Here is a 22,547-nt window from a genome sequence, read left to right on the forward strand (position 1 = left end):
GCGACACCTAACATTTTCACACGATAACCATTACATTATGATTCTGGATAAACAAATTATAGATCAACACAATAACCAATTAAAGGATAAACACGAGCGAGCGTTTAACTATTTATCTTCGGATATTGTGAACGTAGAAGGCATTTTGGATAAACTTCAAAAATTTCAGATTGCCATTCCAAGCTGGGCATTGGGTACAGGCGGAACACGTTTTGGGCGCTTTTCCGGGGCAGGTGAGCCGGGCACGCTAGAGCAGAAGCTCGAGGATGTAGCTCTATTACATACGCTGAATAAATCAAGTGGCGCAATTTCTCTACATATCCCATGGGATATTCCGAAAGATGCGGAGAAAATCAAGGCATTGGCCGCTTCGCTAGGCATTGGTTTTGATGCCGTCAATTCAAATACTTTTCAGGATCAAGCAGGGCAGGAACACAGTTACAAGTTCGGATCCCTCCATCATGTAGACCCTAAGGTCCGTGAACAGGCAATTGCTCATAACATTGAGGTAATCAATTATGGAAAAGCCTTGGGGTCGAAGTCGTTAACGGTTTGGTTGGCAGACGGTTCGTCTTTCCCCGGGCAGCTGAATTTTAGGGAGGCCTTCCAAAATACATTATCCAGCCTAAGTGAGATTTACAAACATTTACCCGACGACTGGAAACTTTTTGTTGAATACAAAGCCTTTGAACCTTACTTCTATTCGACCACCATCGGCGATTGGGGACAGTCATTGCTATTGGCCAATAAACTGGGGCCCAAAGCCTATACATTGGTGGATCTGGGACACCATTTGCCAAATGCAAACATCGAGCAAATCGTTTCGTTGTTGCTGATGGAGGGTAAATTGGGTGGATTCCATTTTAACGATAGTAAGTATGCGGATGATGACCTCACAGCCGGAAGTATCAAGCCTTACCAGTTATTCTTGATCTTCAACGAACTGGTTGACGGTATGGACCTGAACGGAATTGATCATGCTACCGGGCTTGGCTGGATGATTGATGCGTCTCATAACTTGAAGGATCCGCTGGTCGACCTGCTGCAGTCGGTTGAAGCAATTAAAATCGCCTATGCGCAGGCCTTGTTGGTCGACCGCAAGGCACTGAAACAGGCCCAGCAAGGTAACGATATTGTGAGGGCACAGGAAATCCTGCAAGATGCATTCCGTACCGATGTCAGGCCGCTTGTCGCTGAGGCTAGGCTAAGAAGCGGGGCAGCCTTGCAGCCAGTACAATTATTCAACGAACAAAACTTACGGGCAAAACTCATTGAGGAACGCGGAATCAATTCTGTCGCTACAGGTTTGTAATAGGGAAGAAGAATGAAGGGGAAACCAATACCAGTAGTGGCCATCTTTGACGTTGGGAAGACCAATAAAAAATTATTTCTCTTTAATGAGCAGTATCAGATAGTTTTTGAACGATCTGCTCGTTTTTTGGAGACTACTGACGAGGATGGGGATAGCTGTGAAAACCTAGAGAGTCTGCGTTTGTCAGTTTTTGACTCATTGCATGAGGTGTTCCGGAATGGAGAGTTTGAAATCAAAGCGATTAACTTTACTTCTTATGGAGCGAGTTTCGTCTACATTGACAAAGATGGCCGGCCGTTAACACCATTATACAACTATTTGAAGGATTATCCTAAGAAATTACTGGAATCCTTTTACGCTCAGTATGGAGGAAAAGATAGGTTTTCTTTGGAGACATCGTCTCCGAGTTTAGGAAGTCTGAATTCAGGATTGCAGATTTACCGTCTTTTGAAGTTAAGGCCCGAGCTATTCAAGGAAGTGAAATGGGCCCTGCACCTTCCGCAATACTTGAGTTATCTGATCTCAGGGCAGCCTTATTCGGATATGACAAGTATTGGTTGTCATACAGCACTTTGGGATTTTAGCAAAAATAATTACCATCGGTGGGTGAATGATACAGGTATTATCCAGAAAATGGCGCCAATTGTCCAGGGGGATCAGCTGTTTCGGGCAACTTTTCCCGGCAGCGGCTATCTTGTGGGCAGCGGTTTGCACGACAGTTCCTCAGCTTTGATCCCGTATCTGTTGAATTTTCATGAACCCTTTGTTCTGATCTCAACAGGTACTTGGTGTATTTCTTTTAATCCTTTTAATACCGAATCATTGACAAAAGAAGAGCTGAACCAGGATTGCCTCATGTATATGACGTACACAGGTCGCCCTGTAAAGGCATCTCGGTTGTTTGCGGGATATACACATGAAGAGCAGATCAAACGCATTGCGCAGTTTTTTCAGGTGTCCACAGGCAAGTTTAAACAGATTAATCTCGATTGGGATATTATTGAAAAGTATCAGGTCATGGATATTTCCGATGAGCTGGACGCTTTCTCATCCATTGATTTGAATCATTTCAAAACCTATGTCGAGGCGTATCATGTGCTGATGATGTATCTGGTCAAAGCTCAGATTAAATCAACCTCGCTGATTCTTCAAAATAATGGTGTTCAGCGGATATTTGTGGATGGAGGATTTAGCCGTAATGTGATTTATATGACCTTACTGGCGCAGGCATTCCCACATAGCGAGGTGTTTGGGGCTTCAATGGCTCAGGCAACCGCGCTTGGTGCCGCGTTGGTCATCCATGACCATTGGAATAAACAGCCTATTCCCAACGATATTATTGAACTACGTTATTTTAGGGCGAAGCAGCGGTGGTATTAACGATGAGCGGAGTTAAGAATTTAGTTTTTTTATTAGTTATCAGTAAAGGTCAGCCAATTATCGGCTGGCCTTTTTAGTTTTTGATGACAAGCATGATCGCGCTTCTACAAGGTACCAAAATAAAAAGGTTTCCAAACGGGCGTAAGGAAACCTTTTATTAAAAAACCTAAAATTATGAATAATTATACCAATTATTATATGATGGTTAAAGATGCTCAAAATTCCCGGATTAGCTGTCCTGAACTGTTGGCAAAAGGGTAGCACAGGTAAGCACAGGTTGGCCTGATGAACATGAAAAATTATATTTGAGCTTCCTAAATTAAAGATACTTAGTGATGAAGAGATTACTCTTAACGATCGGATTATTTATGCTGTTCTGTGGTGTTTTGTCTGCTGAACAGATTGTCAGGGAATTTCGCTTTGGTGGTACCAAGAAAAACCAGACTGTAATTTCTTTAAGGGAAGCACAAGCCTATACGGATAAGCAAGGATATGGTTTTGAATTTTCAACAGAACAAGATGTCAGGATTGATCCAAAGAATAAAAGCCTTTTTAGCGAAAAGCCATTTTATTTTTCAGTAAAAGTTCCTGAGGGCAATTATAAAATTACGATTATCTATCATGGTTTGAGCGATAAGCCTTACCGCAGTACTGTGCGGTCTGAATCCCGGAGACTGCAGATTGAAAACCAAGAGGTGTTACCTAATAAATCTTTAGAGAGGACCTTTATTGTACATATCAAAGACCCAAAGATTGCTTCTGGCGAAACTGTAAGATTAAAGATGCCCAGGGAGCGGCACAAGCTGGACTGGGATGATAAGCTGACTTTTGAGTTTCAACAGACGAATTGTATTTTGGCTATTCGTATTGAAGCGATAAGTAATGTCCCGACTGTATTTTTAGCGGGTAACTCTACGGTAGTTAATCAAGAGGATGAGCCCTGGGCATCCTGGGGACAAATGATTCCTCGTTTTTTTGATGCTGGCGTTGCCATTGCTAACCATGCCGAATCCGGCTTGGCATTAAGTTCGTTCTTGTCCTCAAAAAGATTGGAAAAAATTCTCTCTGTCGCCAAATCGGGAGATTATTTATTGATCGAATTTGGGCACAATGATCAAAAAGAAAAAGGAGAAAATGCTGGTGCGTATAAGGGGTACAGTGAACGTTTGCGTTATTTTGTTCGTGAATTTCGGGCGAAAGGTGGTATTCCAGTTATACTCACTTCGACAGCGCGACGCTCATTTGACGAACAGGGGCATTTGGTTCATACTTTAGGTGATTTTCCAGATGCGGCTCGTAAAGTCGCAGCAGAACTTCAAGTCCCATTGATTGATCTGAATAAGAAAACCAGTATGTTTTATGAAGCCTTGGGCGTTGAGGGTTCCAAACGGGCATTTGTCCACTATCCTGCGCATACTTACCCAAATCAGGAAAATGCACTGGCTGATAATACCCATTTTAATCCTTACGGTGCCTATGAAATTGCAAAGATGGTACTCACTGGGATCAAAGAAAATCAGTTGGCGATAGCGGGGCATATCATCGATTTTCAGGGCTTTGATCCACAACATCCAGATGACTGTCAAACTTGGTATTGGCCTCCAAGTTTGGTCCATAGTATTCTAAAACCAGATGGCAATTAGTTTTGTATTGATATAACTTTAGGTCGGGCAGTAATGGTCCGGCCTTTTTTGTGTGCTCTGTGCTGATTTAGGCAGGATAGTGCAGGTTGGTACAAGTGTATTTTAGACATATATTTGTTACACCAATTATGAACCGCAAAAGACAATCTTTCGTTTCATAAAACGCATTATTTGAAGTATCTCACAGGGGATTTGCCGTAATTTATTGTTAATCAAATTTTTGACCTAATACATTTACTATGTTATCATCCAAATTTAACCTATTTTGGATTACACTATTGATGACGATAGTGTCGTGCAGGAAAGAAGCCTTTGACGCCTATTATGGAAGGCCGGATTGGCTCGCAAAACCAATTTACCAACAGCTTGATTCGATGGGTGATTTTAAGAAGTATCTGAGTTGTATTGAATTGTCAGGTTATAAAAATACACTCGGAACTGCGGGGTCTTGGACGGTTTTTGCACCTACCGATCAGGCCTTTGATCAATTTATGAAGGAAAATGGTTTTCCTGACGTATCGAAGATTGACGCAAAACTAGCCGAGAAAATTGTGCGTTCTTCAATGATATATGATGGTGAGCGACTTGAAAAGCTGAACGATTATTTTTCAGCAAAAGGCTGGCAGCAAGGGTTTGCTTTCCGGCGGCGGTCTGTGTATTATGATTTTGTTGAAAAAGAGGACTTAGGGAACGGCAAAATTAGACGGTTTATCTCAACAAATCGCGGTCCTAATACGGCTTATGCAGCTACCGATAACAATAACAAGCATATTAGTTATTTTTTTAAGGATTACATGAGCCAACGTGGTTTAGGGGCTATGGATTACCAATCATTTTATCCCAAAAGTACATACACTGGATTGAATGTCGGATCTGCTCAGATTGATCCTAAACGAAGCAATATCTCCGCCGAGAATGGTTATATACATGTCGTGGATAAAGTTTTGGTTGCGGACAAGAGTATCGATCAATACCTTCGGGAGAATTCAAATTACTCCGCCTTTAAATCAATTTTGGATTTTTTTAGTACGTATACCTACAATGCAGAGATCACGCGGAAGAATGAGGTCCTTACTGGAGAAAAGGATTCCGTATTTGTTAAGAGTTATACCGGAATTGGTTTGGCAGTCAACAACGAAAATTATTTGAAGGAAGATCCCAACGATGCACAAACCAATAATTTCTCCATCACGGTGCCTAACAATGAGGCAGTCAGTAATTATGCTAAACGCGTATTATTAAAATATTACCCCCAAGGTACCACGTTAAAAGATGTTTTTTATACCAATCCTACTGTCTTAACAGAATTTGTAAATTCTCATCTATACAATACACAGGTGTGGCCATCGCAGTTTGCTCAAACGCAAAACTTTGCGGGTGAATTGCCTAAAGTGACAAAGGCTAATATCAAGGAGGCAAAATTGTTGAGCAATGGCGCATTTTATGGTATAGACGCTTGTCAACAGGCCAATGTCTTTCATTCTGTCTATGGCAATGTTTTATTAGATCCCAAATATAGCTTCATGCGTCGCGCGTTAGAGCGGATCAGCATGAACCTGACACTGAAAATCCCAACAATTCGTTACATGCTGATTTTAGTATCGGATCAAAAGCTATATGAAATGGGCTTTGATTATGATGCCTATAATACTTCCGACCCGATCCGTTTTAATGGCGGAAACGGTACACCGGAAATGCGAGAGGTGCTGATGGCTCATATTATTCCATTAGGAAATGATCCCTTGCCTGATTTATCGGGAAAAGGAATATTGGAAAGCTATGCAGGTGAGTATGTAAAGTTTAACCAGATGAAAATGTCTTCTAGCGGAACTTTGGATGGCCCGACGGAAACACAGCAGATCCGCATTGATTCGATCAGCATTGGAAATAATCTGTCTGGCCCATTAAACGGGGTTGCCGTATATCTGAATGGCGGTTTGACCTCATCGAATACCAATATTGGCTTCTTTCTCAAAAAAATCGGAGCCGATCAAGCATCCTCACCATTCAATGCCTTTTATCAATATCTAATTGCAAGCACACTTTATTCTGCTACGGACGGCGTTATTAAAGGAGTGGAGCTCGGGTTAAACTATACCCTATTAATTCCGAATAATGCGGCAGTCGCCAGTGCTGTTGCAAATGGGGATTTGCCAATTTCGACAGCGCCTACAGTGCAGGCAGACATCGACAAAGTAACGCGATTTATCCAGTATCATATTACACGCAACTCATTCGCGATCGATGGGAAGAAAACAGGATATTTCCAGTCGCTGTGTAAAAATGTTGAAGGTGATGCACAGTCCGTGCAGGTTTCTGTCAATCAGACGAATAAATTGCAGTTGATCGATAACCTAAATCGTACCATCGATGCTGATGTCATCGAAAGCAATCAGCTGGGTCAACGTGTACTGATTCATTCGCTCAAAGGATATTTGAAGCATGGACTGTAATCTAACCGAATTTATGATGAAACAGATAAGGAATTTAATTTTAATTGGTATCGTGTTGCTGGTTTTCTGTGGCGGAAAAACATATGCGCAGACCAATGGTATTTTACTGACAGGTAAGGTGACGGAAAAAGGAACAAAACAGCCAGTCGCTGGGGCAACCGTTGTCTTAAAAGATAATGATAACCGCACAATTGTCGGAACGACCACAGATGTTGAGGGCAACTATAGCCTTAGAACTCAAATGAAAGGCTTGAAACTATCGGTCTCCTACACGGGGTATAAATCTTCGGCTGCGATCGTTGTAGGAGATAGGAAAACGATCAATGTGCAGATTGAATCGACAAATAATGTGATTGATGAGGTTGTTATCTCAAAGTCTAAACCCATCAATGACGGAACTGGCATGGGGATTTCGAAGGAACGCAATACAGCCGCTATTTCAACGATTAGCATGGATGAACTTTCCGAAATGCAATCTGTATCTGTCGATCAAGCGTTGCAGGGAAGGCTGCCGGGAGTTGATATCACGACAGTATCGGGCGATCCCGGAGCAGGCATGCAGATCCGGATTCGCGGTACTTCTTCTTTAAATGGGGCAACCGACCCATTAATTGTAGTTGATGGAATGCCTTATGATATTACCATTCCGGACGATTTCAACTTCGCGACTTCTGATGATAATGCCTATGGACAGCTTCTAAATATTGCTCCATCAGATATTCAGGACATCTCGGTATTGAAAGATGCAGCCGCAACCGCTGTTTGGGGATCTCGAGGAGCAAATGGGGTATTGGTTATTACAACGAAACGTGGAACCATAAGCGCTCCTACATTGGGATATACTTTCAAGGGATCTATATCCAAGCAACCTGAATCTATTCCACTATTGAATGGAGATCAGTACTCCACGCTGTTATCCGAAGAATTTTATAATGCAGGTAAGGTCTTTTCAACGACAGACAATGCCCAGCAATTCCAGTACGATCCGAACAATACCTATATTTATCACAATTATAGTAATAATTCCAACTGGGTAGATGCCATTACGCAATTGGGCTATTTTCATGATCATAACCTGCAGGTGCGTGGAGGCGGTGAAAAAGCACGTTATTTAGCTTCAATCGGTTACTTTAATCAAGAAGGAACAACTATTGGAACAGGTCTAAACCGTCTATCTGCCCGGATCAATCTGGATTATGTGGTTTCAGAGCGCATTGGTTTCCAATCTGACGTCTCTTATACCCACGTTGACAATGATAATCTTTATCATTCCAATGTACGGGATATTGCCTATCGCAAGATGCCAAATCAGGCCATTTGGGAATATGATGAATATGGCAACCTAACTGGAAATCTATTTAACCCTTCTTCTTCAGCACAAGGGTTTTATCCTACTACTTATAATCCGCTTTCTATGGTTCAAAATGCGGTCGGTAAACAATTAGGGGACATTCTACAGACACGGTTTAATATAGATTACAAGTTAATCCCGAATACATTGCGATTTGTGAGTACCATGGCATTAAATATTAGAAATAACAAGACCAAACTCTTTCTACCTCAGTTGGCCACAGGTCGGCCTTTTACGGAAAATACGGTGAATAGAGCATCGGATTCCGACTTGGATGAGTTTTCGCTGAGTACAAATACCAGGCTTTTATATACACCTGCATTGGGAGACAACCACCAGCTTACAGCCAATCTATCCTTTTTAACATCAGACTATCGCTATACGATCCAAGGACTGAGTTCGACAAATACGGCATCATCCTATCTGCAGGATCCAAGTGTACCGTCGCGGACCTTAACCGGCGACGCTAAATCTGTAACGACACAATCTCGCTCAATCGGAGCCTTAATCCAGGCGAATTATATGCTCAACAAGAAATATGTTTTTGCCGCAAGTCTGCGTGGTGATGGCAACTCAAAATTTGGTCCTGATAATCGATATGGACTATTTCCTGCTTTTTCTGCCGCTTGGCAGATCGGAAGGGAAAATTTCTTAAAAGATGTAAAAGCCATCAAAGATATCAAGTTAAGGGCGAGCTGGGGCCGTAGCGGTAATGCGCCTCGACGTGATTATACTTATATCAATGTATATAGCACCAATGATTATGCTTATTTGGATGAAAACGGCGTGTATTCAAAAAATATAGAGTTGTCCGACTTAAAATGGGAAACGGTGACACAGCAGAATTTAGGTATGGATGTCGAGATGCTTGACTACCGTTTGATGTTTGGAGGGGAAATCTATAAAAATAGAACAACGGATCTGATGATGGACAATATTCAGATTCCAACCTATACTGGATATAATGGACTGGCTATGAATGTTGGTACAATGGATAATGATGGCTGGGAAGCAAATTTTACCGTGGTGCCCATTCGTAATAAAAAATGGGATGTCAGTTTTACGTTCAATATTGCACACAATCAAAATGTGATCCGCGAGATATCACCACTTTATCCCCGCGAAAATGCCAGATCATCTTTAAAGAATAAAACATTCTTCACCTATTTCCAGGAGAATAATCCTTATGGATCTTTCTATGGGTTTCGCTACTTGGGCGTTTACAAAGATCAGGAAGCCACAATTGCAAAAGACGCACAGGGAAATGCTATTGTGAGTCCCGATGGTGAGACCATCTATATGCGTTTTAATTATCCTACAGTCGATTATGTTTTCCAAGCGGGCGATGCGATGTATGAAGATATCAACCACGATGGTGTAATTGATCAAAAGGATATTGTGTATTTAGGCAATAGCAATCCGAAGCTTACGGGAGGTTTTGGATTTAATGTGGGATATAATAAACGTTTGAAATTAAGTGCCTTCTTTAACTATAGACAAGGGTCTCAAATTATTAATGGAACCAAAATGAATACGACTGATATGCTTGGGTATAATAACCAAAGTACGGCCGTTTTGCGCAGATGGCGAAAGGATGGTGATGTGACGGATATTCCACGTGCCTTATTTGGAACCGGATATAATTCTTTGGGATCAAGCCGATATGTCGAGGATGCTTCATTCTTACGACTTCGTACAGTGACCTTAAAGTATGATTTTGCAAAAGAATTCTTACAGCGGTTTCATATCGAGGGGCTTGGAGCTTATCTGACCGTAGAAAACATATTTACGCTAACGAAGTATACGGGTCAAGATCCTGATGTGGCCGTAAAGTTAAAGGACGCATTTACTGTGTTAATGGATAATTCAATGACACCGCCACTAAAAACAGTTACACTAGGTATTACAGCACGTTTTTAAAAAAAGGTTATGAAAAGAACAATCTTATGGAGTTTAGTTGCTGCGGGAAGCATTTTACTCAATTCTTGTAATAAATGGCTGGATTTACAGCCGCAGGATGGAATAACCCGTGCAGAATTTTGGAAAACAAAGGAGGATGTCCATGCTGCCTTAATTGGCATCTATTCTTCCCTTAATTCGGGACCTGTTGAACAACAATTGTTCACTTGGGGTGAACTTAGAGCCGATTTAGTTGGGTTGACAAGTTATGCAAGTGACGACAACCGCTTGGTAAAGAATTATAATATTTTAAGCACAAATGTAATCGCGGATTGGAGTGCTGTCTATACCGCAATAAATAATTGTAACCTTTTGATTGATTACGCAGGTCAGGCAAAGCAGGCCGATCCCACTTTTACTGATGCCGAATACAATACCGACTTGGGAGAAGCATTGGCAGTCCGCAGCTTTTTGTATTTCTATTTAGTACGCACTTTTCGGGATATTCCCTTAAAATTAAAAGGCACGTCGAAAGATACAGACATTGTTTCCGTAGGACAATCCAACGCAGATGAGGTGCTCAAGCAAATTGAGAAGGATCTCTTGCAGGCACTGGACTGGGTGCCCGAATATCATGTAAGTAGTACGGTTTATAATGCAATAAATGCGGGCCGGGTAACACGCCCAGCAGTGCGCGCAATGCTGGCCGACGTATATCTATGGATGGAGCAATATGATAAAGTGGAAGAACAAACTGCAAAAATTTTAGAAACTGGTCGGTATCGTTTAATGGGTGTTGCACTGCCTGAAATTTTTGATGGAGGCACTATGGAAACTATTTGGGAGCTAAGCCATAAAAATTCGAGGGAGAATTTCATGTACAATCTGGCGGCGATTGCACGCAGGCCTTATACTGCCAATGTGGAAATCTTGAATAATGAGATCTTTCCCTCCAACGAAGGGACGGATATCGATTTATTCGATAGCCGCGGCGAAGGTATGCTGTATGGCGTGTCTGGAGATATACGAAAATATGGTACAGAATCACCAAGTTACTACAACTTTCAATTGTATCGGATCTCTGACGTCATGTTGATGCGGGCAGAAGCATTGGCGGAGCTAGGGCGAGGGACGGAAGCATTGGCACTTCTTGAGGATTTGCGAAGCAATCGTAAAGCCATAAAAGCTACGGATCCGAATATTGAAGCGACCGATTTGGAAGGAATCATCCTATTCGTCTTCGCCGAGCGTGCACGTGAACTGACTTTCGAAGGTAAACGTTGGTTTGACCTTTTGCGCTTGGCGAAGAAGGATAATTACGCTAACATCAATGTGCTAGTGGACCTTGTGACCAAAGTTGTGGATGCCAACGTACGCCAATCCGCCATGAACAAAGTGCGGGATGTAGACAGCCATTATCTTCCCATTTTGGAAACTGAACTCTTCAAAGACAAACAGTTGAAGCAAAACCCATTTTACCTAAAATAGATCGTTATGAAAAGAAATTTTAGAAAACAATATTGGCTGGTAGAGACATGGTTTGTCCTATTTGTTGCGCTTATATTTTCCTGTCAAAAGGAGAAATATCGAATTTCAACCACAGATGAAGTTAATATTACCGGCTATTTGGAAGCACATGAAACCGATTACTCCTTATTGACCGAAATCTTATACCGTTCGAAAACGGCAGGATATCTTGGTGCGTATGGTACTTACACACTTTTCGCACCTAATAATGAGAGTATTAACGCCTGGATCAAAGACAATGGAAGAACTGCATTGAGTGATTTTACAGATGCACAGCTATTGGATTTTGTCAAATACCATGTGGTTAGGGATACGGTAGGTAGCACGCGTTTTACCGATGGCAAAATCAAAACAGCGAGTTTACTGGGAGAATATTTATACACAGATGTGCAAAATGGGGTTTATCGAGTTAACAAATCTGCAAAAATTATTAGGTCCAATATTAGCTGTGGTAACGGTATTATCCACTCCATCGATAAAGTATTAGTCCCACCGGCACAGAGTCTTGCTGAATTAATTGAGAGCAACCCACGTTATTCCATATTTGCCCGGGCCTTGAAAGAAACCGGATTTTATGATACATTATCTTATCAACGTGGGCAAACTGTCGAAGAGGGTAAACGTTTTCAGACCGCTATTGTTGAGTCCGACTCCGTTCTGCAGCTGCAGGGGATCAAAAGTTATGCAGACATGAAAGCCGCTTATTCACAGACTGGTGATGTAAAAAACCATAAAGATAGTTTATGGTTATATGTAGCCTATCATTTAAGCAACGATATTAAGTTTTTGGAAGATATCGTTGCTGCAAATACGATCTATACGTTGGCACCGAAAGAGATTATTTCGACCAAATTATTAGGTGCACAGATCTTATTGAATGATGATGTGTTTAATGGGGTTCATGAAGCGGGAGCTGAAATCAATAGAGTACAGAGTGATGTGTTGGCATCCAATGGCGTGCTACATGAGGCAAAACAAACCTTTAAGATTAAGGTGCGCCAGCAGGTGCCTGTATATTTTGATATTGCCACTTCTCCGGAGTTGACAAATGCATTGGGAAGCACCTATTTGAACAGTAATAAGGCATTGGTGGCCAATGGTGCGACGATAGCCAATTCTTTTGCTTTCAATAGCTTAACGGTTTCGACCATTGGTACGAATGGATATTACTATTATAAAGCCTTAGAAACGAAGCGCCCTTATGCAAATGGCGACCTCCTGAGCCTTTCACTTTGTGCGAATAATAGTGCGCGGGCAAAATGGATCGAATTTAAGACACCTTATCTCGTAAAAGGCCGGTATAAAGTATGGGTTTGCTATGCCCAACATGGAGATGCGCCTGAGATCCAGGCGACGTTCAATCCCGGAAAAGGGGATGAACAAATCCTGCCCAATACGATCATATTGAATCAAAATCTGACCGCGTCCGGTGTCAGTGACCTCGCGAATCCAAATGCGGACAATCTGATGCTGGCGCAGGGGTACAAGCGTTATATGGCAACAGTAGGCGATTACAATGCGAATAACATTACGGGAGGGCTTAAACCCAAATCCGGTAGTGAAGCTTCATTGAACGTTGGCCGGTTGGCCGGGATTATCAATGTAGAGACGACTGATCGACATATCATCCGTTTTGAAGCGATCAAAGATAAGAAGTGTGGTAGCAATACGGTCTATCTGGATATGATTCAATTTATCCCCGCAGATGATCTCGAACAGAATTATCCTAGATTTCATCAAATTTCAGGTGAACTTTTTTATAGACCAAAATAACAGGATACACAACTATGAAAGCTATAATTTATAAAATTTACCTGGTCGTATTGGGCATGTGTTTACTGTCTGCTTGTTCCAAAAATTGGGAGAATCATTTTGGTGGAAACGATGCCGATGCCCAAAGAAACCTGTATGAGATTGTTGCAGAACATGCCGAGTTTTCAACTTTTATGGACCTGCTCAATAAATCGGGCTATGGTGAATCGTTGAAAGCGTCGAAAAACTATACCTTGATAGTACCAACCAATGAGGCAATTGCAGCAGTGCAGGATCAATATAATTTCTCCGACACAGCAGTGATCAAGAGTTTTGTGGGCTACCATATTATCAATTCGGTCTATAATGTGAATTCAGGAGCTGATACTGTAAAGGCATTAAACTTTCGTAATAAATATGTGGAGTTTACACAAGGCACATTTGATGGTGTCGAACCTATTCAGAGTAATCTGGTCGCGAGCAATGGACTGTACCATGTGGTAGGTCGCCCCTTAAAGCCTCTTCAGAATATATTTAATATTGTACAAACTCTTTTTGCGGATACTAAACAAGTTGAGGCTGTAAATTCCTTTGATACAGTCTCCATAGAGGGCGATATTATGCATTACAAGTTTAGCCCGGTCTGGTATACGGAGGTCCGTCGCAATATGACGACCGAAAATAAGAAACATACCTATTTCGTGGTGGACGATGAAAATTTTGAGACTGAGTATACAAAGTTAAGACCCTTTTACGCAACATCTTATGAAGAAGGCAACACCAATCGTCCTGACAGTACGACTACTTTTTTTGCTAAAAAGGCTTTATTGCGCGATTTTATTGTGGAGGGAGAATTGGGGACAGATCAACTTACAAATAATCTGATTTCAATAGCGGGAACCAAATTTAGTCTTGACCCAGCAAATATTATCTCGCGGACAAAGGCCAGTAATGGGGTTGTTTATCGTGTGAAGCGACTTGAGTTTGCACTAGCGGATCAGATTAAGGAAATCAAGGTATTGGGAATAAGCCCAGTGGGTTATAAGCAGACGGATAAGCGCTCAAATACCTTTTTCAGGGAAAAGCGCGATAATGAAGGAAACCCTTACAATGATATTGAAGTATATGATCATAAGGTGACTTCCTTTTATGTGAAGTACCGCGCCACAGGGATGAACGTTGTTAAATATAAAGTATACGGACGAGCAATTATGGGACTGGCAGGTGATCCACAGACGGCTGCGTTTATCCAATATGTTCACTTCTTTGATTCGAAACTCGTATCGCTTAATGAGGTTGATTTATACAAACGTTCAATCGTCAATAATCTGGGAGCAAACGATACCCGAATGACATTTGATGTACAGCCGCTCAATCATGGAGAGGTTTACTTAGGGGAGGTGACACAAGACCAATATGGGAATCTGCCTTTGCTTGTTATGAGCAATGGTACTGGCCCCATTATTTTAGAATACCTCCGATTCGTACCGATTATTCAATAACAAAGTATAAACGAAATGAGTTCGATCAACATAAATTATAAATTGGGTATTATCTTGTTTATTTCCACTTTTGGAGCGCACCGCAGTTGGGCGCAACAAGATACTGTCGCCCGCAATATACAACGACAGGCTACTTCTGCTTATTCCGTGAAAGGTACTGTGTATGACAGCCAAACCAATAAACCTATCGCCGGTGCTCGTATTACTTATGGCAGCAACGTAGCAAAATTGACCGATAGTAAAGGTAATTTCCTTTTAGAGCTACCGGTCTCCGATGCAATTGTTGAAGTTTCTTTGGATGGATATATAGCCAAGCAGGTTCCTGTGCTGTTAGATAAATCGATGAAGGTAGTCTTATACCCTGATGGGTATCGTTCTTTCTATAAAAAGACGGAAACAGTATTTGGCGATAATGGAGTTTTAAATAATACGGGCGCAGTCGATAAATTGGAACTGAATGCCTGGGAACAGAATTCTGAGACGGTCAATAGCTACCTGCAAGGAAAGCTGGCCGGTGTACGAGTAACCCGACATTCGGGAACACCTTCTATTGGCGGAAATCTCACTATTCGAGGCCTGCAGTCGTTGTATTCCAATAATCAGCCCTTATATATTGTAGACGGTATTGTGTATAATGCGGAGCATTTGAGTCCTTCTATAACCATAGGACATCTCAACAATGCTTTGCAGCACATTGATGTGCGCGACATTCAAGATATTACGGTATTGAAAGATGCTGTATCCGCAAATATTTATGGGGCCAAATCCTCCAATGGGGTCGTGGTCATTAATACCAACCATTCAAAAGAGCTGGCTACACAAATCGATTTGCAGGCAACAACGGGATATAATTTCCGTCCGAAACGTATTCCCGTCATGAAATCTTATGCCTACCGAAGTTATTTGAATGATTTGTTGGCAACGAGTACGTACAGTGGTGAGGAAATCGCGAATATGCCTTTCAATAATGATAATCCAAAATTCGATGAATATGCGAAGTATCATAATGAAACGGATTGGCAGAAAGACGTGCTTCATAATACGGTTGACCAAAATTATTTTCTTCGGGTTACAGGGGGGGATAATATTGCACGATATGCTTTATCAGTTGGCTATAATAATGAGCAAGGTGTTTTGGACAATACAAAGCAAAATCGCTATACGGCACGCTTTAATGGCGATATGAATTTGACCAAGAAATTTACTGCTCAGACCAATATCTCCATGGGTTATGGACAGCAAAGCCTGAAAGATCAGGGCTTATCACCAAAGACCAACCCTTTGTTTCTTTCGTTGATTAAGTCTCCATTTCTAAATACGCATGACATTGCTCCAGATGGCAGCATTTCACCGAATTATGCCGAAGCTGATTATTTCGGCTATTCCAATCCGATGCAAATCACACAAAATGGGATTAATAATAAAAAGGCCTATCGGTTTTTAGGTTCTTTGGTGTTCAACTATGCGTTCAATACAAATTTTAAATTAAGTAACCTGTCTACCGTGACCTATGATAAAGCGCAAGAGGATTTCTTTATTCCCAAAAAAGGAGTTGCAAAGGACACGGTAAATAATATGGAAGTTTATAGTCGTCTCGGTACTCAGGTGGCTCGTTATTATTCGATTTCAAATGATTTGCGTCTGCAATATAATCAGGATCTAGGAACTCAGGGCCGCTTGGAAGCTATTGGTGGAGTCCGGTACCACAAGCATGATTCGGAACAAGATTATGCACTAGGCTATAATTCGGCGACTGACCAGCTGGTCAGTATTGGTAACTCCACACCAGCATCTCGGGTTTATGGTGGACATATCGGTAAATGGGCCAATATGACGGCCTATGCTATGGGTAATTTTAGCTGGAAGAATACTTATGTCTTAAATGCATCCATATCGATGGATGGATCTTCCCGCTTCGGGGAAAAAGCACAAGGAGGCTTAAAGCTTGCTGATAAGGTATATGCAGTATTCCCGGCTGTAGGTGCTGCATGGTTGTTGTCCAATGAGGATTTTTTGAAAGGAAATAATACGATCTCATTATGGAAACTTCGGGCGAGTTATGGGATGACAGGTAATGATGATATTGGAAATTATGATGCGCGGCAGAATTACATCTCACAGAACTTCTTAGGTGTTCAGGGACTTGTGCGCGACGGTGTTGCCAATCCTTATCTAAAATGGGAGAAAGTAGAAAAAATAAACGTCGGGACGGATCTTTCGTTGTTGAATGAACGCATCAATTTGGGCGTCGATATCTACCAAAATAGGACAAGTGATATGCTAGCCTATAATTCGGGGAATACTGTTTCTGGAATTAGTTATTACCTCTATAATAATGGCTCAATGCGTACACGCGGTATTGACTTCTCCTTGTTTGGACGTATTCTGACGGGTCCGGTCAAATGGGATGCATCATTGACCCTAAGTCACTATAAAAGCACGATCACAGATCTTCCCGAAGCATCCTATACACAATACGCCGGTGGAACTTTTGTGAGCGAGAAAGACGGTGCACCAAATGCCTTTTATGGGTACCAGTTCAACGGTGTTTACCGTACCAGTGCCGAAGCTGCCGCTTCTGGACTAGCAATTTTGGATGCAACAGGCAATAAAATACCTTTCCAGGCAGGCGATGCGAAGTTTACGGACCGCAACGGTGACAAGATCATTGATGATCGTGATCGCATGATCATAGGTGATCCCAATCCAGATCTGGTGGGCGGATTGAATAACAGCCTGACCTATAAAAACTGGAAATTCGGTGCATTGGTGACATTCAGTTTAGGCAATGATATTTATAACTATACACGAGCACAGCTCGAGTCGGGAAGTACATTTTATAATCAGACAGAACTCTTACAAAACAGATGGCGGGCGGAAGGCCAGGAAACTGATGTACCTCGCGTTGCGCTCAACGATCCGATGGGAAATAGTCGATTTTCGAATCGATGGATAGAAGACGGTTCGTATGTTCGGCTTCGTCAGCTTTCCGTTGAATATGGTATTCCTGTCAATAAACGGATCATCAAATATGTCCGTCTATACGGGACTGCCAATAACGTGTTGACTTTTAGTAAGTATTTAGGTTATGATCCTGAATTTGCGCAGTCTGCTGATGTTTTTCATCAGGGGGTTGATGTGACGTTGGAACCCATCGTCCGCTCTGTGCAGCTGGGATTGAGGATCGGTCTATAAAAATTTAATATACCATGTGTAACACATACAGAAAATACTCGAAATATTCGCTCTGGGCCTTATTGGCCTGTAGCCTTTCTTTTACATCTTGTAAGAAAGCATTGGATTTCTCGCCCGAAGATAAATTGGACAGTTCAAAAATGTACAACACGCTTGCCGATGCCGATGCGGTAGTGCTCGGAATTTATGGACAAGTAGCCGGATTAGGTGAACGTTATATTGTCCTGAACGAATTAAGGGCCGATCTCATGGACGTCACACAAAACGCAAATCCTTATTTGCAGCAGGTCTCTAACCATGAAGTAGCAGAAGACAATCCTTATGCAGATCCATCCGCTTTTTATAAAATTATCTTCAATTGCAATGATGCTTTGAAAAATTTTAAGGTGATGGAGCAGCAGGGTAAGCTGAGCAATACCGAATTTAATCAGCGTTATTCTGATCTCGCCATGCTGCGAGCATGGTTGTATTTACAATTGGGAATCCACTTTGGAAATGTCCCCTATATCAAAAATACCATTGAAAGTGTCGATCAGATTAAAAGCTTGGAAAATTATCCTAAAACAACTTTCGATAATTTGGTGGATTCTCTGATCAACGATACAAAAGACCTGCCTTATCAGGAGCCTTATGCCTATCCAACAGGTAGCACATTGGTTTTTACCACAGATGGCGCGAGTACACAAAAGGTGTTCATCAGCAAGGCTCATGTCCTCGGCGAACTCTATCTTTGGAAAGGAAACTATTATGAAGCGGCAAAGACTTATAAAAGATTGCTGTCTGCTGAAGACAATAACAGTAATATTGATTACCTGTTCAACTTCAACCGTATTGGCTGGAGCTACTTTAATGTAAGTTTTGCGAGAGCTCAGGAGGGGTCATCTTTGGTCAATTCCTTAACTGCGGGGTGGCGAAGTATGTTTGCGCTATCGAATACGGTACGGGAATGGAATTCCGAATGGAACTGGTCTATTCCATATCATAACTCTTTTGCCCCTGGAAATCCTTTTATAGAGCTATTTTCCAAGTCAGGAAAATATGCACTTAAGCCCTCCCAAAAGGTGATTGATTTATGGAATTCACAGACCAATAATGCGGGTATTCCCTGGGATCCCCGGAGTAAGCTATCTTATGAAGTTACGGCAAATGGTGATCCTGTGATTACAAAATTTACGGATAATTCAGGGGATTTATTGAGCTTGTTAAATAAAGGCGGTCGCTGGAATATCAATCGAGCAGCAGGTGCGCACCTTCGCTTTGCAGAAGCTGCTAATCGGGATGGTCAGGGCCGTCTGGCCTATGCATTGGCAAACTGGGGACTAATCAGTACCTTTTATTATGGAGCGTTTACGAAAGACGGTGGTATTATACCTGGCAATTTTTTCGAATTGGAATCGGAGATAACTTATGAAGGATTTGGGACGAATCGAACTACTTTTGCTGAATCCTCGCCCTATTATTTTGACGCGCGAGACAATGCCAGTATTGTACGTGGGGTTTGGTACCGGAATTCGGGAATCCGTGGACGGGCTACCATGCCGCGTTGGCAATTCCCGGGTATTGAATATGGCCCGGGTACAGTAAGTGGTTACGGAAGCATGATGACCGCTTTTAATGTGCCGCAAGCCGATCTGGAAGATAAAATCATTGAGGAGTCTGCTCTTGAGCTTGCTTTCGAAGGCGAACGTTGGTCCGATCTGATGCGTATAGCAAAGCGTCGTAACGATCCGGCCTTCTTGGCCGATAAAGTTTATGAGAAATTGTTGAAAGCAAATAACCCGAAAGCAGGTGCAGTGCGCAGCAAGTTGATGGATATGAACAATTGGTATCTACCATTTAAATTAAAGTAAAGTGTTCGTGTCAATAAAAGGATCAACCTGCCTTCGATAAAAGAAGCCTACAGCTGTAAGGCCTAAAAGCAGTTCATTCATTTGATTATGAGGTTTGTGTTTTATAATTGTATTTTTTACATTTATAAATAAATTCTGATTAATTATAACCAATGGAAAGACATATTTTCAAATTAAGGGCCTACATTCTTTTTCTGGTAAGAGCAGTTTGCTTTTTCGGTCTTATTTGGGTTTTCGACGTCAATGCCCGTCCGGTTCGGACGGCTACTGCTGATCCTGATTCCGCCCAATTATTTGCTTATGCTAAAGAAAAAAATGCCGGCCGCGAAGGGTTGCTATATGCATGGAGTTTGGACGGTAAACAATGGAACTCCATTGGAACAGCGCTTGCTTTCGTAAAATCAGATTATGGTCGTTGGGGGGAGGAAAAACGGATGATAAATCCGGTAATAATCCCCAAGAAAGAAGGCGGGTGGGCCGCTATATGGCAGCTGAGTCCATCCAGCGAAGGGCCGTATGCTTATACACACACGAGTGATTTTTATACCTGGGGCAGGCAAGAATATTTTGTAAAGCTTAACAATATGGATCATTCCATAGTCTCTGAAGTAAAAAACAGTTTATCTGCTCAGCACCAGGTCATGCTCAACGGCGAGACTGTGAAGGGAACAAAGCTGAAAGTTTCCTGGACCGTTATTAAAGAACTGATCAAACACTATGATCTTGCCGTGCTGAAACAAAAGCAATGGTACGAAAGAAGTGTTGACGATGATGCCCGCTTTCCAGGCCTACAGCCATTGAATGTTAGGCTGACACCACGGACAGCCCTCAGCAAACCGATCAGTGATATGTTGGTAGGTGTGTTTTTTGAAGATATCAACTATGCTGCGGATGGAGGCCTCTATGCGGAGCTGATTCAAAATAGAGATTTTGAATATAAATTGAGTGATAAGCAGGGGCATGACAAAAATTGGAACCAGAAAACAGCCTGGTCCGTGGATGGTGCTGAGCAATTTCATATTGATAGTATACGTCCCATTCATTCCAATAATAAATATTATGCGAGCTTAAGTGGTTCAGGGATATTAAGAAATATAGGGTATGATGGAATTGCTTTGCATAAGCAGGAACGCTATGACCTCTCGTTTTTTGGAAGAGTTCCGGCAGGTAAAAAAGCTCGGCTAAACATCCGAATCAGTACGAAAGAAGGAAAAGTACTGGATGAAACATCGTTAACCGTTGCTGATAAAGACTGGAAGAAATACCAATTCGTGCTGACCCCCAGTTCGGCCTGTAAAGACGCTGTATTGGAGTTTGCATTTACAGATGTGCAGCAACTGGATCTCGACCTGATCTCGTTGTTTCCGCAAAATACGTTTAAGGGACGCAAAAACGGAATGCGAAAGGATCTGGCGGAGGCGATTGCGGCATTAAATCCACGCTTTGTACGTTTTCCGGGAGGTTGTCTGGCGCATGGAGATGGCATTGAAAACATTTACCATTGGTCCAGGACAGTAGGGCCATTGGAAAGCCGCGTGCCACAGCGGAATATGTGGGGATATCATCAGACCGTAGGTTTGGGATATTATGAATATTTTCAGTTTTGTGAAGATATTGGGGCTTATGCCGTTCCGGTCGTAGCAGCGGGTGTGCCTTGTCAAAATTCGGGCTCACATGGCCATCCACTAGGAGGACAACAATGCGGTATCCCCATGGAAGATATGGATGACTATGTCCAGGAAGTACTGAACCTGATCGAGTGGGCCAACGGGGATAAAAATAGTACCTGGGGAAAAGTTCGGGCTGCTGCAGGCCATCCGGAACCGTTTCATCTAAAATATATTGGCGTAGGGAACGAAGATCTGATATCAGACGTATTTGAGGAACGTTTTACGATGATTTATAATGCTATCCGCGAGAAATATCCTGAAATACAGGTCATCGGAACAGCTGGCCCATTTTTCCAGGGCACTGATTATGTGGAAGGCTGGAAAATTGCGGATAAATTACGTATCCCTATTATGGATGAACATTACTATCAGACACCGGGCTGGTTTATTCATAACCAGGATTTCTACGATAAATACGATCGAAGTAAATCGCAGGTGTATTTAGGAGAATATGCGGCGCATATTGATGGGCGGGCGAGTACCTTGGAAGTTGCATTGGCGGAAGCGGCCTATCTCACGGCATTGGAAAGAAATGGCGATATCGTTAAGATGGCGTCTTACGCGCCACTGTTAGCCAAAGACGGTTATACACAATGGCGACCTGACCTTATTTATTTTACCAATACTGATGTGAGATTAACACCATCCTACTATGTACAACAATTATTTGGCAATAATAGCGGCACTGAGTACATTCCTGTCGAAGCAAGTTATTCCAATGCAGCTTCGGATGTCCGTAAACGTGTAGCATTTTCTATCGTCAAAGACCTGCAAGATCAATCGTTTATCATAAAATTGGTCAATATTTTGCCTGTTGCGGTCAATATGCAATTGGAACTGGATCAGCTCAATGTGAAGGGTGATACGGCCCTTGTTTCTCAGTTGACAGGAAAATTAGAAAGTAAAACAGCAAAACCCGAAGAAAAGATCGTGACCGTTGACAAGCTCAAAAACCAGCAATTGCCGCCTTATTCATTAACCATCATCCGAATCCAGCCGGGTGCGAAATAGTC

11 protein-coding genes are annotated in these 22,547 nt (G+C 42.1%); all 11 read left to right on the plus strand.

The window, feature by feature from the left end:
• The first annotated feature begins 37 nt into the window (after window positions 1-37).
• A complete protein-coding gene (locus tag FGL37_RS10205) occupies window positions 38-1,312 on the plus strand; it encodes a sugar isomerase (RefSeq protein ID WP_028071984.1) in 1,275 nt (424 codons plus the stop codon).
• A 12-nt stretch (window positions 1,313-1,324) separates the two neighbouring features.
• Entirely contained in the window at window positions 1,325-2,692 is a 1,368-nt protein-coding gene (locus FGL37_RS10210; protein WP_028071985.1) for an FGGY-family carbohydrate kinase, read from the plus strand.
• A 335-nt stretch (window positions 2,693-3,027) separates the two neighbouring features.
• The gene (locus FGL37_RS10215) at window positions 3,028-4,335 is read left to right on the plus strand and encodes a rhamnogalacturonan acetylesterase (RefSeq protein ID WP_028071986.1); all 1,308 of its coding nucleotides are present in this window, start codon (window positions 3,028-3,030) and stop codon (window positions 4,333-4,335) included.
• 239 nt (window positions 4,336-4,574) lie between these two features.
• Complete coding sequence (locus FGL37_RS10220; protein WP_028071987.1) at window positions 4,575-6,788, plus strand: fasciclin domain-containing protein; 2,214 nt, start codon at window positions 4,575-4,577, stop codon at window positions 6,786-6,788.
• A 13-nt stretch (window positions 6,789-6,801) separates the two neighbouring features.
• On the plus strand, window positions 6,802-10,059 hold the full coding sequence (locus tag FGL37_RS10225) for a SusC/RagA family TonB-linked outer membrane protein (protein ID WP_028071988.1): 3,258 nt from the start codon (window positions 6,802-6,804) through the stop codon (window positions 10,057-10,059).
• 9 nt (window positions 10,060-10,068) lie between these two features.
• Window positions 10,069-11,526, plus strand: coding sequence for a RagB/SusD family nutrient uptake outer membrane protein (locus FGL37_RS10230; RefSeq protein WP_028071989.1), 1,458 nt, complete (start codon window positions 10,069-10,071; stop codon window positions 11,524-11,526).
• A gap of 6 nt (window positions 11,527-11,532) precedes the next feature.
• On the plus strand, window positions 11,533-13,338 hold the full coding sequence (locus tag FGL37_RS10235; protein ID WP_028071990.1) for a fasciclin domain-containing protein: 1,806 nt from the start codon (window positions 11,533-11,535) through the stop codon (window positions 13,336-13,338).
• Between the two features lie 14 nt (window positions 13,339-13,352).
• Window positions 13,353-14,819, plus strand: coding sequence for a fasciclin domain-containing protein (locus FGL37_RS10240; RefSeq protein WP_028071991.1), 1,467 nt, complete (start codon window positions 13,353-13,355; stop codon window positions 14,817-14,819).
• A gap of 15 nt (window positions 14,820-14,834) precedes the next feature.
• Window positions 14,835-18,014, plus strand: coding sequence for a SusC/RagA family TonB-linked outer membrane protein (locus FGL37_RS10245; protein ID WP_028071992.1), 3,180 nt, complete (start codon window positions 14,835-14,837; stop codon window positions 18,012-18,014).
• Window positions 18,015-18,028: 14 nt separating this feature from the next.
• Window positions 18,029-19,864, plus strand: a complete 1,836-nt coding sequence (locus FGL37_RS10250; RefSeq protein ID WP_028071993.1) for a RagB/SusD family nutrient uptake outer membrane protein — start codon at window positions 18,029-18,031, stop codon at window positions 19,862-19,864.
• A 152-nt stretch (window positions 19,865-20,016) separates the two neighbouring features.
• Window positions 20,017-22,545, plus strand: coding sequence for an alpha-L-arabinofuranosidase family protein (locus FGL37_RS10255; RefSeq protein WP_081818001.1), 2,529 nt, complete (start codon window positions 20,017-20,019; stop codon window positions 22,543-22,545).
• Window positions 22,546-22,547 lie beyond the last annotated feature (2 nt).

The sequence above is a fragment of the Sphingobacterium thalpophilum genome (assembly GCF_901482695.1).
Taxonomy (GTDB): Bacteria; Bacteroidota; Bacteroidia; order Sphingobacteriales; family Sphingobacteriaceae; genus Sphingobacterium; species Sphingobacterium thalpophilum.